A 13,445-nucleotide genomic window follows, 5' to 3' on the forward strand; every position below is an offset into this window, starting at 1 on the left:
CGATGCGCCCCGGCCTTTTCAGAAGGGGCGGAGGGATCCCATGTCTGCAAACAATCTCGCGGCGACGGCCGCCGGAGCCGAGACCATCGCCGACGGCGTCGACGAAGAGGTCGTGGCCTCGAACCAGCGGGTGTTCACCGGCACGCTCGGCCTGACCATGGCCGCGCTCTGCGTGTTCTACACCGCGTTCCATATCGGCGTGATGAACGGCATCCACGACCGCATCAGCGATCTGTTCGGCCTGCCGTCCATCGACCTGACCGAACCGTGGCGCTACCGGCTTCTGCATGTCGGCGGCGGACTGTTCCTGGGTTTCATCCTGTATGCCGCCCGGCCTCTGCCTGACGATGCCGCCGCACGCCGGCTCAGCCCGGCCGAACTGCTGCTCGACATCGTCGCCGCGGTGCTGGTGATCGGCGCGGGCGCGCAGCTTGTGGCGATGTGGGTGACCGGCGGCCTGGTGGCGACCGGCGCCCCGGCGGACACCTATCTCTATACCTTCGCCTATCCGCTGGCGGCGGGCACCGCGCTGGCGCTCGTCTCGGCCTGGATCGCCCCCCGTCGCAACCGGGACGTGTTGTCCTGGGCCGACATGCTGCTGGCCCTCAGCGCCGCCATCGTCGCCGCTTATATCATCAGCCATGCCGATTTCCTGCGCATGCGCGCGCAGGTCTTCCCCCATGCCAACGACATGTGGGCCTCGATCACCGGCATCGCGCTGATCCTCGAACTGACGCGCCGGCTTGCCGGCATGGCGCTGGTGATGATCGTCGCGGTGTTCATCGCCTACGGCTTCCTCGGCCCCTGGCTGCCGGGCGTCCTGTTCCACAACGGCTATGCGCCGGCGCGGTTCTTCGCCTTCATCTATACCGATAACGGGATCCTCGGCCCGACCACGGCGATCTCGTCGACCTACATCATCCTGTTCATCGCCTTTGCCGCCTTCCTGCAGGCCTCGCGGGTGGGCGAGTACTTCGTCAACTTCGCCTTCGCCGCCGCCGGCTCGCAGCGCGGCGGCCCGGCCAAGGTGGCGGTCTTTGCCTCGGGCCTGATGGGGATGATCAACGGCACCTCGGCGGGCAACGTGGTGGCGACCGGCTCGCTCACCATCCCGCTGATGAAGAAGGTGGGCTACCAGCCCCGCACCGCCGCCTCGGTCGAGGCCGCGGCCTCGACCGGCGGGCAGATCATGCCGCCGATCATGGGCGCAGGCGCCTTCATCATGGCCGAGGTGACAGGGATCCCCTATCAGGACATCGCCATCGCGGCGCTGATCCCGGCGATCCTGTATTTCGTGTCGATCCTGTTCATGGTCGACAAGGAAGCGCTGAAACTGGGCATGAAGGGCCTGCCGCGCAACGAACTGCCCTCGCTGCCGCTGATGATGCGCCGGATCTTCCTGTTCATCCCGATCCTGATCCTGATCGGCGCGCTGTTCATGGGCTATTCGGTGATCCGCGCGGGCACGCTCGCGATGGGCGCCGCCGCCGTGGTGAGCTGGTTCACCCCGCAGAAGATGCTGCTGAAAGAGATCCTCTGGGGGCTCGAGATCGCCGCGCGCATGGCGCTGCAGATGGTCGCCGTCTGCGCCGCCGCGGGCATCATCGTCGGCGTCATCGCCCTCACGGGCGTCGGCACGCGGTTCTCGTCGCTGCTCCTGGATCTGGCCGGGCAATCGCAACTGATCGCGATGGTCTTCGCCATGCTGGTGGCGATCATCCTCGGCATGGGGATGCCCACGACCGCGGCCTATGCCGTCGCCGCGGCGGTGATCGCACCGGGCCTCATCCGCATGGGCGTCGACCCGCTGACCGCGCATTTCTTCATCTTCTACTACGCGGTGATCTCGGCCATCACGCCGCCGGTGGCCCTGGCCGCCTATGCGGGCGCGGCGATCGCGCAATCGGATCCGATGCGCACCTCGGTCGAAAGCTTCAAGTTCGGCCTTGCGGCCTTCGTCGTGCCCTTCATGTTCTTCTATTCGTCCGAGATGCTGATGCAGGGCGCATGGCTGGACATCCTGCACGTCTTCGTCTCGGCGCTGTTCGGCATCTACATGATGGCCTCGGCGGTGCAGGGCTGGATGTGGGGCCGGCTGAACCCGGTGCTGCGGGTGGTGACGCTGGTCGGCGCGCTCGGCATGATCGCCGGCGGCTGGATGTCCGATCTGGTGGGCCTCGTCATCGCGGTGATCGTGATCGGGATCCAGCGGGGATTGCTCAACGCGCGCAATGTGACACGCGGCGCCGATTGAGGCGCCACGCCCCGGTTCTCCACGCACCGGTCATCTCCTGAAACCGCAACGGGCGCCCCTGACAAGGCGCCCGTTTTCCGCTCCGACGGATCCCGGCCCATCTTTGTTCCGGAAGTATCCTCGGGGGTGAGGCGCGCAGCGCCGAGGGGGCAGACAGCCCCCTTCCGCGCCGCCGCAGGCGGCGCGCCGGTCGCCCGAGGAGCGGATGCCGCAGGCAGCCGGGACGAGGGCGAAACCCCTCCCCCCTATCCTGCGTGAGACGTCAGCGCCGCAGCCGCTGCCACACCCAGATCAGCGCCATCGAGGCCAGCACCGCCAGCACGAAGGTCACGGCCCAGCCGCCCACCGTCACCAGAAGCCGCAACCCCACACCGCCCAGGATCGCCCCGATCACGCCCAGAACCAGCGCCGTCGGCATGTCCACCCGCGCGCCCATCAGCCTTGTGGCCAGCACGCCCGCCGCCGCGCCGATGACGATCAGGATCAGCAGCCCGGGCATGTCACTGCCCGGCTTCGGCGGCGATCTCGGCGCGGCTCTTGCGGCCCCGCTCGGTCGCGGATTTCAGCTGCCCGCAGGCGGCCATGATATCCTCGCCGCGCGGCGTGCGGATGGGCGAGGCATAGCCCGCCTTGAAGATGATGTCGGCGAAGGCCTCGATCCGCTCCCAGTCCGAACGCTGATAGGGCGCACCGGGCCATTCGTTGAACGGGATCAGGTTGATCTTCGCCGGGATGCCCCGGATCAGCTTCACCAGCCGCCGCGCATCCTCGTCGCTGTCATTGACGTCCTTGAGCATCACGTATTCGAACGTGATCCGCTCGCTGTTGGACAGCCGCGGATAGTCGCGCAGCGCGCCCAGCAGCGTCTCGATATTCCACTTCTTGTTCACCGGTACCAGCCTGTCGCGGACCGCGTCGGTGGTCGCGTGGAAGCTGACCGCCAGCAGGCAGCCGATTTCCTCGGCGGTGCGGGCGATTTCCGGCACGATGCCGCTCGTCGACAGCGTGATGCGCCGGCGCGACAGCGAGATCCCCTCGCCATCCATGACGATCTTCATCGCGTCGCGGACATTGTCGAAATTATAGAGCGGCTCGCCCATGCCCATCAGCACGACATTGGAAATCAGCCGTTCCTCGGGCTTGGGCTGGCCGGGTTCGGGCCATTCGCCCAGATCGTCGCGCGCCACCATGACCTGGCCCACGATCTCGGCCGGGGTCAGGTTGCGCACCAATTTCTGCGTGCCGGTATGACAGAAGGAACAGGTCAGCGTGCAGCCCACCTGGCTCGAGATGCAGAGCGTCCCGCGTCCCTCTTCGGGGATATAGACCGCCTCGACCTCGTGCCCGCCATCGATCCGCAGCAGGTATTTGCGCGTCCCGTCGGCCGAGACCTGCCGCGTCACCACCTCGGGCAGCTTGATCTGGAAGGTCCGGTCCAGAAAGGCGCGGTAATCCTTCGACAGGTTGGTCATCTGCGTGAATTCGCGCGCGCCCCAGTAATAGAGCCATTGCCAGACCTGCCCCTCCCGCATCTTCGCCTGTTTCTCGGGCGTGCCATGCGCGATCAGCGCCGCGCGCAACTGCTCGCGGGTCATGCCGATAAGGTTGGGCGTCTCGCCCTCCGCGGTCTTCCGGGGGATGGTCAGGACGTCTTGCGTGATGGGGGCAGTCATGCGCGTCTCCGTCTGGGTGCGCGAAAGGCAAGCGCAGCATATAGGAAAAAGCCGCCGGGCTGAACAGCCCGGCGGCCCGATTTTCTCGCCCCGAAGCGGAAGCGTGACGCGGATTATTCCGCGCAGCGGCTCTGGGCTTCCTCGGTCGCGGCGGTCAGGCCGAACAGCGAGAAGTGATCCTCGGTCCGGGTGCCGCGGGTCGAGCGCGCGACCAGCACCGCTTCCTGCCCCGCGCGGAACGAGTTGAGGATGCGCGCATCCTCTTCGGGCGACGCGGCCCAGGCCCATTCGCCGTCGGTGATCAGCTGGTAGGTATCGGTGCCCACCGTGACCTCGACGGTCGAATCGGGGGCAAAGGGATAGCCGCCCGTGAACGACACTTCGGGCGCGCCGCTCTGGCCCTGCCGGAAGGTCGCGAACAACAGGATATCGCCGCGCCGCACGGTCACCGCGCGACCGTCGCGCGTGTTGACCGTCTCCTGCGGGGCCGACACGGCCCAGCATTCGCGCGGCGTCCCGTCGACGAACACGCTCCACGCGGTTTCCACCGCGACCCGGTTGGTCGAATCCTGCGCCTGCGCGGGGATTGCCGCCATAAGCGCCATGACCGCGCCAACCGCGCCGAATTTCATAGATGCTGCCATCTGCCTTTCGTGCCTCCAGCGTGTCTCTGTTCCCCTCGCGTCCGGGCCTTGTCGCACAAGGCTTTCGTATGGCGCAACAGGGGTTTGCCCGGTACTATGCGTCATACCGTGAATTTCGGGGGCTGAGAAACCCCTGTTGGCGGAATATTGCGCAACTGTGAAGGAGTCCGGCGTGGGCGACGTGGGTTCGGGGGCCGTCCCGATGATCGAGGTCTGGCGAGGCGACATTCTGGAAGGGCTGCATCGCGGCCATGCGGTGATCTGCGATGCCTCGGGCGTGGTCGAGGCCTGGGGCGATCCGTCCGCCGTGATCTTCCCGCGCTCCTCGTGCAAGATGCTGCAGGCCCTGCCGCTTCTGGAGTCGGGCGCGGGCCGGGATCTGCCGCAAAAGCGCCTCGCGCTGGCCTGCGCCTCGCATCAGGGCGCGGCGATCCACACGACCGAGGTCGCGGCCTGGCTCGCCGATCTGGGCCTGTCGGAAAGCGACCTGCGCTGCGGCGTGCAGATCCCCGACGACATCCCCGAGCGTGACCGGCTGATCTGCACCGGCGATTCCGCCTGCCAGCTGCACAATAACTGCTCGGGCAAACATGCGGGCTTCCTGATGCTGAACCGGCATCTGGGCGCCGGGCCGGATTATGTCGAACCCGATCACCCGGTGCAGACAGCGGTGAAGGAGGCGTTCGAGGACGTCACCGGCGAAGACAGCCCCGGCTACGGCATCGACGGCTGCTCGGCGCCGAATTTCGCCACCACCGTCGCCGGGCTGGGACGCGCCATGGCGCGCTTCGCCACCGCGAGCGAAAGCGATGCGCGCGGCCGCGCCATAGTCGCCCTGCGCGAGGCGATGGTCGCCCATCCCGAGATGGTCGCGGGCGAAACCCGCGCCTGTACCGAACTCATGCGGGCGATGGACGGCGTGGCGATCAAGACCGGTGCCGAGGCGGTCTTCGTGGCGATCGTGCCCTCGAAGGGCCTGGGCGTCGCGCTCAAGATCGTCGATGGCGGCACCCGCGCGTCGGAAGCGGCGATCACCGCGATCCTGTCGCGGCTGGGCGTGCTGGACCCCGCCCATCCGATGGCGATGAAACGTCTCGGCGCGCCGATGCTCAACCGCCGCGACATCCCGGTGGGCGCGCTGCGCCTGGCCCCCGGCTTCTGCTGAACACCGGCAGAGGGGAAGCGCGCCTGCGCCCTCACTCTGCCCCAAATACTCCCGCGACGCCGGATGCGCGCCCGCCGATTGCCGCGCGGGGCGGCCCGGCCAAGCGGGGTGGGTGGGCGGGAGCGTGGCCGGGCCGCCCTACCCTTCCAGGATGCGCAACGCCTCCTTGCGCGCGAAAGGCTTCAGCCGGTCGCCATGTTCGGCCATCCAGGCCACGACCCGCTCGCCGTCATGTTTCGACAGATCGCGCAGCCACCACGCCACCGCCTTCTGGATGAACCAGTCGCGGTCGTCGGCATAGCCCGCCGCCCAGCCCAGCACGCGCTCGCGCGCCTCGGTATCAGCGGGTTTGAGATTGTTGAGCCGCGCCCAGGGCAGCGTCATCACCAGCGCGGCGCGCCGGGTCCACATGTTGTCATGAGTGGTCCAAGCCTCGAGCTGATCGAGCCGCGACGGCTCGGCCACCAGCCGCCGCGCGCCCGCCGACGCGGCATGATCGGCCACCGCCCAGCCCTCGAACCCTTCGGCCCAGCGCGCGATCAACGCCCAGGCATCGGCATCCGGTTTCATTCGCGCCTGCGTCAGCAGCTTCGCCGCCGCGACCATCGCCTCGTGGATATCCGTGGCCCACAGATCCGCTGCCAGCGCCACGCGATCCTCGACGCTGGCGCCGTCGCGCCATGTCTTGACCAGGTCATCCACCTGCGGGTTCGACAGGCCCAGATAGCCCCGCTCGATCTTGTGATAGGCGCGCATCTCTTCAGCACGCGCAGGATCGGCCTGCGCGTTCAGCGCGGCCAGGGCATCATCAATTGTGGTCTGTGTCATTCCCGGGTCATCTCGAAGCGGACGCGGCCGACGGGAAGACCCCAGCGCCGCACGATCGCCTCGTTGATAACCTTTCCGTCCGGCGCGCGATAGATCACGTCCGAGAATGCCAGCCGCGTCACCCCGTCGCCGGTCTCGAAATCGGCGGTGTAATCCATGCGGATCGTGTCCCCCTCTTCGACCACCTCGGCCAGTCCCACCGTATCCTCGCGCTGCCCGGTCCAGCGGTTCGGCCCGGCGCGCTCGAACACCCAGGTCAGCCGCCCTTCCTGCCCGTCATCATAGACGAAATCCTCGGCCACGATCAGCCGCCCGCCTTCCATCCGCCCGTGCAGACGGGCCGAGAACCGCCGTTCGGCGCCGGTCAGGTCGACCACGAACAGACCGCGCCCCCGGATCTCGCCCACGAAGACCTCGTCCAGCGTGATGGCGCCGCTTGGCGGCTCGGTGGCTTCGGGACTCCGGGCGCAGGCGGTCACGGCAAGCGCGGGCAGCGCCAAGAGCATCAGGCGACGGGAAAGGGACATGGGAACGGGCCTCCGGTGGCTGCGGGATTCGGGCATAGGCACCGGATACGTGCGGCAAAGCCCCCCGGATCAAGCCGGCCAGCTGCGATTGTCCCGTCTCAGCCCAGGATACCCGTCGGGTAACCGTCCAGCGTCTCGCGGTTCTTTTCGTCCCAATAGGCCGCGACGCCCTCGTCGCCCTTCTGCTCGGCCCAGCGGCGCAAGGTGTCGCGCGGGCCGACATGGTCGTAGAACGGCACCGCGTAGCCGCACGAGGTCTGCACCATGTCCACCGCCATGACATAGATCTGGCGGGCGCCGGGAATCGGCGGGAACAGCGCGTATAGCCCGGCCCAGCGGGCATCGCGGGGATGGAGGGTCTGCGCGGTGCCATAGGCCCGCAGGATCATCGGCCGCTTCTCGAACGAACACCACATCAGCGTCATGCGCGGATCGCGCTGCAGATGGCCGGCGGTCTCGTTGCCCGAGCCGGTGACATTGAGCCACACCACCTCGTTCGGGCCGGTCACGCGCAGGCTGTCCATCCCCTTGGGCGAGATGTTCACCCGCCCCTCGGGCGCGGCGGTGCCCACGAAGAACATGTGCTGCGCGGCGATGGTCGTCAGATGGTCGTCCTCGAACGACGCGAATTGCTTGGCCATGATCCCCTCCCCGGCTGACGCCGGGCGAGGTTATTCCACCGTCACCGATTTCGCCAGATTGCGCGGCTGGTCGACATCCGTGCCGCGGGCGAGCGCGGTGTGATAGGCCAGCATCTGCGCCGGAACCGCGTAGACGATGGGCGCGATCAGGTCCGAGACGCCGGGCATCGCCAGCGTCGCCCAGACTGCGCCCGCCTCGTCCAGACCCGCGCGGTCCGAGATCAGCACCACCTTGCCCTGCCGCGCCATCACTTCCTGCATGTTCGACACGGTCTTCTCGTAAAGCGCGTCGCGCGGGGCCAGCACGATCACCGGCAGCGTCTCGTCGATGAGCGCGATGGGGCCGTGCTTCAATTCGCCCGAGGCGTAACCCTCGGCATGGATATAGCTCAGTTCCTTGAGCTTGAGCGCGCCTTCCAGCGCCAGCGGGTACATCACGCCGCGGCCCAGAAACAGCACGTCCTGCGCGGCCGAGATCTTGTGCGCCAGCGCCTCGATCTCGGGCTCGCGGTCGAGCGCCTGCGCCAGCGTGCCGGGCAGCATCTTGATCTCGGCCAGTTTCGCGGCCAACCCGGCATCGTCGAGCCGCCCGCGATCATGCGCCGCCTTCAGCGCCAGAAGCAGCAGCACCAGCAATTGCGCGGTGAAGCCCTTGGTCGAGGCCACGCTGATTTCGGGCCCCGCAAGGATCGGCAGCGCCACATCGGTCTCTCGCGCGATGGACGAGGTCGCCACGTTGACCACGCCCAGCGTGAAGGCCAGCTTGCCGTCGACATGGCGCAACGCGGCCAGCGTGTCGGCGGTCTCGCCCGACTGGCTGACGAAGATCCCCACCCCCTTGTCGCTGAGCACCGGCTCGCGGTAGCGGAATTCGCTGGCGATATCGATGTCGCAGGGCAGGCCCGCGATCTGTTCGAACCAGTATTTCGCCACCTGCGTCGCGTAATGCCCGGTGCCGCAGGCGACCATCGTCACCCGGTCGCAGCGGCTGAAATCCACCTCGGGCGGGAAGGCCAGAGCATGGCCGTCGGCGCTCAGGTGATGGGTCAGCCCGGCACCCAGGACCGAGGGCTGCTCGGCGATTTCCTTGGCCATGAAATGCTTGTGCCCGGCCTTGTCGACGCGCGTCTGTTCAAGCTGGATCTTGGCCACCGAACGGTTCACCCGCTGCCCGGCCCGATCGTAGAAGGTCGCGCCCTCGCGGGTGACGACGACCCAGTCGCCTTCCTCGAGATAGGTGATGCGGTCGGTCATCGGCGCCAGCGCGATCGCGTCCGAGCCGAGGAACATCTCGCCCTCGCCCCAGCCCACCGCCAAGGGCGAGCCCTTGCGCGCGCCGATCATCAGGTTGTCCTGTCCGTCGAACAGGAAGGCCAGCGCGAAAGCCCCTTCCAGCCGGGTCAGCGTCGCGCCCACCGCCTGTTGCGGGTCCATGCCCTGATCCATGTGATGGCGGGTCAGCTGCGCGATCACCTCGGTATCGGTGTCGCTTTCGCGGGCTATCCCGGCGGCGGCGAGCTCTTCGCGCAGCGGGCGGAAATTCTCGATGATGCCGTTATGGACCACGGCGACCGGCCCCGAGCGATGGGGATGCGCATTCGCCACGTTCGGCTCGCCATGCGTGGCCCAGCGGGTATGGCCGATCCCGGCCTTGCCCGGCAGCGCCTCGTGCACCATGAGGTCCGACAGGTTGACGAGCTTGCCCACCGCCCGGCGGCGATCCAGCTTGCCCGCATTCACCGTGGCAATGCCCGCACTGTCATAGCCGCGGTATTCCAGCCGTTTCAGGCTTTCCAGGATGAGGGGCGCGACCTCGTGCGATCCCAGCACACCGACAATTCCGCACATCGCTCAGCCCTCGCTTTTCTTCGTCTCGGCCTTCCTGGCCTTCAGCCGCGCCATCAGGCTGCGCGCAAGGCCCGGCTTGACCACCTGCCGCGCGCGTCCCAGCGCCAGCGCCCCGGCTTCGACATCCGCCGTGATGACCGACCCCGAGCCGGTCATCGCCTCGTCCCCCACACGGACCGGCGCCACCAGCATCGTGTTCGACCCCACGAAGACGTCCTTCCCGATCACCGTCCGGTGCTTGAAGACGCCGTCGTAATTGCAGGTGATCGTGCCCGCGCCGACATTCGTGCGCTCGCCCACATCGGCATCGCCGATATAGGTCAGGTGATTGATCTTCGCGCCCTCGTCGATATTGGCGTTCTTGATCTCGACGAAATTGCCGACATGCGTGTGTTCGGCCAGATAGGCATCAGGGCGCAGCCGCGCGAAGGGCCCGACCGAGGCGCCCCGGCTGACATGACATCCCTCAAGATGGCAGAAGGCGCGGATCACCGCGTCGCTTTCCACCGTGACCCCGGGGCCGAAGACGACGTTCGGGCCGACCACCGCATCACGCCCGATAAACGTGTCGAGCGAGAAGAAGATCGTTTCGGGCGCGATCAGCGTCACGCCGTCTTCCAGCGCCTCGGCCCGCTTGCGGGCCTGAAAGGCGCTCTCGGCGGCGGCCAGCTCGGCACGGGTGTTGATCCCCAGCGTCTCCGCCTCGTCGCAGCGGACCACGCCGACCGACAGGCCCTTTTGTCTGGCAATGGCGACAATGTCGGTTAAGTAGAATTCCCCGGCAGCATTCTCGTCGCCGACGCCGTCGATCAGTTCGAAAAGGACCGATGTATCGGCGCAGATCACGCCCGAGTTGCAGAGCGTGATCGCGCGCTCGTCCTCGCTCGCGTCCTTGAACTCGACGATCCGCTCCAGGCTGTCGCCCGCCATCACCAGCCGCCCGTAGCGGCCCGGATCGGCGGCCTCGAATCCCAGCACCACGACGGCGTGACGTGCCCGCGCCTCGCGCATGGCGGTCAGCGTCTCGCCGCTGACGAAGGGTGTGTCGCCGTACAGGACCACCGCGTCGCCCCCGAAGCCCTCCAGCGCCGCGCGCGCCTGCGCGACCGCATGGGCGGTGCCGCGCTGCTCGGCCTGATGAGCGATCAGGACCTCCGGGTTCTCGGCCCGCGCGGCCTTGGCGACGGCCTCGGCGCCGTGGCCCGTGACCACCACGACGCGCTCAGGCTCCAGCGTATCGCCCGCGCGCATCGCATGGGCCAGAAGCGGTGCCCCGCCGACCGGGTGCAAGACCTTCGGGCGGTCCGAATTCATCCGGCTGCCAAGACCGGCGGCAAGGATCACGAGGGATACCGACATGTTGTTCCTGCTCTCGATTTTTGCTGGTTCTAGCCTAAGGGGGCACCAATGCAAGCAGGCCGCTTATCACACTGCGTGACAGGCTGAAACACGGGCAGAACCCTGCCTTGCTGCCTGTTCGGTTGTCTCCTGTGCTCCTGTCGCGCGGTCCTGGTCAGGGGCACGGCCGGCAAGGGCGTGACAAGCGGGCGTGACAAGCGGGGGGCATCGGGTGTTAACTCGGGCGAGACCCGGCAGCCCGCGCGCCGCCGCGATCCCACGCCCGAGGCCCCGATGCTGCGCCCTCTCAAGTTCATCCTGATCGTGCTCGCGGCGCTGGTGGCGCTGTTTCTCGTCTTCGCCGTCTATGTCCGGCTCGCACCGTCGGATCCGCAGGACTGGCATGTCGATCCGGCCACCGCGCCCGATCCCGAGCGGCCCAATTTCGCCCGCATCGACCGCGTGGTCGCCTTGTCCCCCGACGACGCGGCGGCGCAGATCGCCGCCCAGGCCCGGCGCGAGGGCGCCACGCTCCTGGCCGGGGACGAGATGTTCGGCACATGGATCGCCCGGACCGCGCTGATGCGGTATCCCGATTACGTGTCGATCCGCCTGACACCCGAAGGCGAGGGCACCCGCGTCACGGCGCTGTCGCGCGCGCGGTTCGGCTATTCGGACCGGGGCGTGAACGCCGCGCGGCTGGGGCGCTGGATCCCGGACTAGGCGCGCGGCTGTAGGGTGCGTGATTCACGCACCATCTGCCCAACGCCGCCCAGCCTGACCCGGCCCGCCTTAAACCGCCCTGCCCATCCGACCGGCCAGATCGCAGAAGAACTGCCACGCCACCCGGCCCGACCGTCCACCGCGCGTGGCCTGCCATTCGATCGCTTCGGCGCGCAGCGTGTCGGGATCGACACTCAGCCCGTATTCGGCCACATAGCCGTCGATCATCGCCAGGTATTCGTCCTGCGAACAGGGGTGGAAGCCCAGCCACAGCCCGAAGCGGTCCGACAACGAGACCTTTTCCTCGACCGCCTCTGAGGGCGAAATGGCCGAAGACCGCTCGTTCTCGATCATGTCCCGGGGCATCAGGTGGCGCCGGTTCGAGGTGGCATACAGGATCACATTGGCCGGCCGGCCCTCGATCCCGCCATCGAGCAGCGCCTTGAGCGATTTGTAATGCTGGTCATCATGCGAAAAAGACAGGTCATCGCAGAACAACACGAAGCGCTGTTCCGGCGCCGCGCGCAGATGGTCCAGCAGGCGCCCCACGCTGGGCAGGTCCTCGCGCTGGATCTCGACCAGCGTGCAGGGCAGGCCCTGGGCCAGCACCTCGGCATGGACCGCCTTCACCAGCGACGACTTGCCCATCCCGCGCGCGCCCCACAACAGCGCGTTGTTCGCGCCATAGCCGCGCGCGAATTGCAGCGTGTTCTGCAGCAGGATGTCGCGCGCCCGGCCGATGGCCTTCAAAAGCGCCAGCGGCACGCGGTTGACCTGCGCCACAGGCACCAGCCGCTCGGGGCCTGTATGCCAGACGAAAGCGTCGGCGCGGGTGAAATCCGGCGCGGCGGCGGGCGGCGGGCTGAGACGTTCAAGCGCCTCGGCGATCCGTTTCAGCGAATTGTCGTCCATCAATCTTCGAGATCTTCGGGGTCCAGCAGGCCCTCGGCCATCAGGTCGGCATTGCGCTTCTTCTCGACGCGCGCGACCAGCAGGACCGAGATTTCGTAAAGCGCATAGACGACCGAGAACAGGATCACCTGGGTGATCACGTCGGGCGGCGTCACCAGAGCGGCCAGCGTCAGGATGCCCACGACCGCCCATTTGCGCCCGTTGCGCAGGGCCGCCGCCGAAATCAGCCCGGCCTTGCCCATCAGCGTCAAGAGGACCGGCAACTGGAAGCACAGGCCGAAGGCGATGATCATCTTCAGCGTGATGTCGAGCGTTTCGTTGACCTTGCCGTTGAAGACGATCTCGATCCCTTCACGGGTCGCCACCTCGCTCGGCGTCACGCTCAGATCGCCTTGCGAGAAATAGGCCGCGACCAGCGACGGCAGGTCGGCGAAGCCCAGGAAAAAGCTCATCGCCATCGGCACGACGACGTAATGCGCGAAGGCGGCGCCGGCGAGGAAAAGCACGGGCGACGAGATCAGGAAGGGCAGGAAGGCGCTTTGCTCGGACTTGTAGAGGCCGGGCGCGACGAAACGCCAGAGCTGGTAACCGATCACCGGGAAGGACAGCACGAAACCGCCCACGACCGAGATCTGCACCAGCGTGAAGAAATATTCCTGCGGCGCGGTATATTGCATCACCGGATTGGGGTTGCCCAGCGACCGCATCGTCGACTCGATCGGACGCAGCAGGAAATCGAGAAGCTGGTCGCCGACGGTGAAGCACAGCACCATCGCGACGACGAAGGCCACCACCGACCAAATCAGGCGGCTGCGCAATTCGGCCAGATGCTCGATCAGCGGGGCCGAGGTATCGTCGATCGAATCCGGGTTCTTGGTATTCGCGGCCATGT

Annotated in this window: 13 protein-coding genes; 3 read left to right on the forward strand and 10 right to left on the reverse strand. The window is 67.4% G+C overall.

Annotated features, from left to right (window positions below; translation table 11 throughout):
- Positions 1–40 precede the first annotated feature (40 nt).
- On the forward strand, positions 41–2,254 hold the full coding sequence (locus C4N9_RS12840; RefSeq protein ID WP_109533734.1) for a TRAP transporter permease: 2,214 nt from the start codon (positions 41–43) through the stop codon (positions 2,252–2,254).
- A gap of 262 nt (positions 2,255–2,516) precedes the next feature.
- Here the strand turns inward: C4N9_RS12840 and C4N9_RS12845 are convergent, their stop codons facing one another.
- The 3 genes from C4N9_RS12845 to C4N9_RS12855 all read right to left on the reverse strand — a co-directional run bounded on the left by C4N9_RS12845 (position 2,517) and on the right by C4N9_RS12855 (position 4,571).
- Positions 2,517–2,753, reverse strand: coding sequence for a GlsB/YeaQ/YmgE family stress response membrane protein (locus C4N9_RS12845; RefSeq protein WP_109533735.1), 237 nt, complete (start codon positions 2,751–2,753; stop codon positions 2,517–2,519).
- Position 2,754: 1 nt separating this feature from the next.
- Complete coding sequence (rlmN, locus tag C4N9_RS12850) at positions 2,755–3,927, reverse strand: dual-specificity RNA methyltransferase RlmN (RefSeq protein WP_109533736.1); 1,173 nt, start codon at positions 3,925–3,927, stop codon at positions 2,755–2,757.
- Between the two features lie 113 nt (positions 3,928–4,040).
- A complete protein-coding gene (locus tag C4N9_RS12855; RefSeq protein WP_245902542.1) occupies positions 4,041–4,571 on the reverse strand; it encodes an invasion associated locus B family protein in 531 nt (176 codons plus the stop codon).
- Positions 4,572–4,773: 202 nt separating this feature from the next.
- Here C4N9_RS12855 and C4N9_RS12860 point away from each other — a divergent pair, with 202 nt between their 5' ends.
- Positions 4,774–5,736 (forward strand): asparaginase, encoded by a 963-nt coding sequence (locus C4N9_RS12860; protein ID WP_109533868.1) that lies wholly within the window; start codon positions 4,774–4,776, stop codon positions 5,734–5,736.
- Positions 5,737–5,874: 138 nt separating this feature from the next.
- Here C4N9_RS12860 and C4N9_RS12865 read toward each other — a convergent pair whose 3' ends face one another.
- The 5 genes from C4N9_RS12865 to glmU all read right to left on the reverse strand — a co-directional run bounded on the left by C4N9_RS12865 (position 5,875) and on the right by glmU (position 10,939).
- Complete coding sequence (locus C4N9_RS12865) at positions 5,875–6,564, reverse strand: DNA alkylation repair protein (RefSeq protein ID WP_109533737.1); 690 nt, start codon at positions 6,562–6,564, stop codon at positions 5,875–5,877.
- The gene (locus C4N9_RS12870; RefSeq protein WP_168192226.1) at positions 6,561–7,091 is read right to left on the reverse strand and encodes a DUF3833 family protein; all 531 of its coding nucleotides are present in this window, start codon (positions 7,089–7,091) and stop codon (positions 6,561–6,563) included. The genes C4N9_RS12865 and C4N9_RS12870 overlap by 4 nt, the downstream gene beginning before the upstream one ends.
- Positions 7,092–7,189: 98 nt before the next feature.
- Entirely contained in the window at positions 7,190–7,732 is a 543-nt protein-coding gene (locus tag C4N9_RS12875) for a pyridoxamine 5'-phosphate oxidase family protein (RefSeq protein WP_109533739.1), read from the reverse strand.
- 30 nt (positions 7,733–7,762) lie between these two features.
- Positions 7,763–9,580 (reverse strand): glutamine--fructose-6-phosphate transaminase (isomerizing), encoded by a 1,818-nt coding sequence (gene glmS, locus C4N9_RS12880; RefSeq protein WP_109533740.1) that lies wholly within the window; start codon positions 9,578–9,580, stop codon positions 7,763–7,765.
- 3 nt (positions 9,581–9,583) lie between these two features.
- Complete coding sequence (glmU, locus tag C4N9_RS12885) at positions 9,584–10,939, reverse strand: bifunctional UDP-N-acetylglucosamine diphosphorylase/glucosamine-1-phosphate N-acetyltransferase GlmU (RefSeq protein ID WP_109533741.1); 1,356 nt, start codon at positions 10,937–10,939, stop codon at positions 9,584–9,586.
- A gap of 273 nt (positions 10,940–11,212) precedes the next feature.
- Here glmU and C4N9_RS12890 point away from each other — a divergent pair, with 273 nt between their 5' ends.
- On the forward strand, positions 11,213–11,641 hold the full coding sequence (locus C4N9_RS12890; protein ID WP_109533742.1) for a DUF1499 domain-containing protein: 429 nt from the start codon (positions 11,213–11,215) through the stop codon (positions 11,639–11,641).
- Between the two features lie 69 nt (positions 11,642–11,710).
- On the opposite strand, the gene C4N9_RS12895 is transcribed toward C4N9_RS12890, so the two are convergent.
- Together C4N9_RS12895 and tatC are read right to left on the reverse strand one after the other, a co-directional pair.
- Complete coding sequence (locus C4N9_RS12895; protein ID WP_109533743.1) at positions 11,711–12,553, reverse strand: ATP-binding protein; 843 nt, start codon at positions 12,551–12,553, stop codon at positions 11,711–11,713.
- On the reverse strand, positions 12,553–13,443 hold the full coding sequence (gene tatC / locus C4N9_RS12900; RefSeq protein WP_109533744.1) for a twin-arginine translocase subunit TatC: 891 nt from the start codon (positions 13,441–13,443) through the stop codon (positions 12,553–12,555). Before tatC ends, C4N9_RS12895 begins: the two co-directional genes overlap by 1 nt.
- Positions 13,444–13,445 lie beyond the last annotated feature (2 nt).

Source organism: Pararhodobacter marinus (assembly GCF_003122215.1).
Lineage (GTDB): Bacteria > Pseudomonadota > Alphaproteobacteria > Rhodobacterales > Rhodobacteraceae > Pararhodobacter > Pararhodobacter marinus.

What these genes read in the sequence shown, in the direction of transcription:
- rlmN (WP_109533736.1), bottom strand. Translation starts at nt 3,927, where the DNA reads ATGACTGCCCCCATCACGCAAGACGTCCTGACCATCCCCCGGAAGACC.
- C4N9_RS12865 (WP_109533737.1), bottom strand. Translation starts at nt 6,564, where the DNA reads ATGACACAGACCACAATTGATGATGCCCTGGCCGCGCTGAACGCGCAG.
- C4N9_RS12870 (WP_168192226.1), bottom strand. Translation starts at nt 7,091, where the DNA reads ATGTCCCTTTCCCGTCGCCTGATGCTCTTGGCGCTGCCCGCGCTTGCC.
- C4N9_RS12895 (WP_109533743.1), bottom strand. Translation starts at nt 12,553, where the DNA reads ATGGACGACAATTCGCTGAAACGGATCGCCGAGGCGCTTGAACGTCTC.
- glmU (WP_109533741.1), bottom strand. Translation starts at nt 10,939, where the DNA reads ATGTCGGTATCCCTCGTGATCCTTGCCGCCGGTCTTGGCAGCCGGATG.
- glmS (WP_109533740.1), bottom strand. Translation starts at nt 9,580, where the DNA reads ATGTGCGGAATTGTCGGTGTGCTGGGATCGCACGAGGTCGCGCCCCTC.
- C4N9_RS12840 (WP_109533734.1), top strand. Translation starts at nt 41, where the DNA reads ATGTCTGCAAACAATCTCGCGGCGACGGCCGCCGGAGCCGAGACCATC.
- C4N9_RS12855 (WP_245902542.1), bottom strand. Translation starts at nt 4,571, where the DNA reads ATGGCAGCATCTATGAAATTCGGCGCGGTTGGCGCGGTCATGGCGCTT.
- tatC (WP_109533744.1), bottom strand. Translation starts at nt 13,443, where the DNA reads ATGGCCGCGAATACCAAGAACCCGGATTCGATCGACGATACCTCGGCC.
- C4N9_RS12845 (WP_109533735.1), bottom strand. Translation starts at nt 2,753, where the DNA reads ATGCCCGGGCTGCTGATCCTGATCGTCATCGGCGCGGCGGCGGGCGTG.
- C4N9_RS12890 (WP_109533742.1), top strand. Translation starts at nt 11,213, where the DNA reads ATGCTGCGCCCTCTCAAGTTCATCCTGATCGTGCTCGCGGCGCTGGTG.
- C4N9_RS12875 (WP_109533739.1), bottom strand. Translation starts at nt 7,732, where the DNA reads ATGGCCAAGCAATTCGCGTCGTTCGAGGACGACCATCTGACGACCATC.
- C4N9_RS12860 (WP_109533868.1), top strand. Translation starts at nt 4,774, where the DNA reads ATGATCGAGGTCTGGCGAGGCGACATTCTGGAAGGGCTGCATCGCGGC.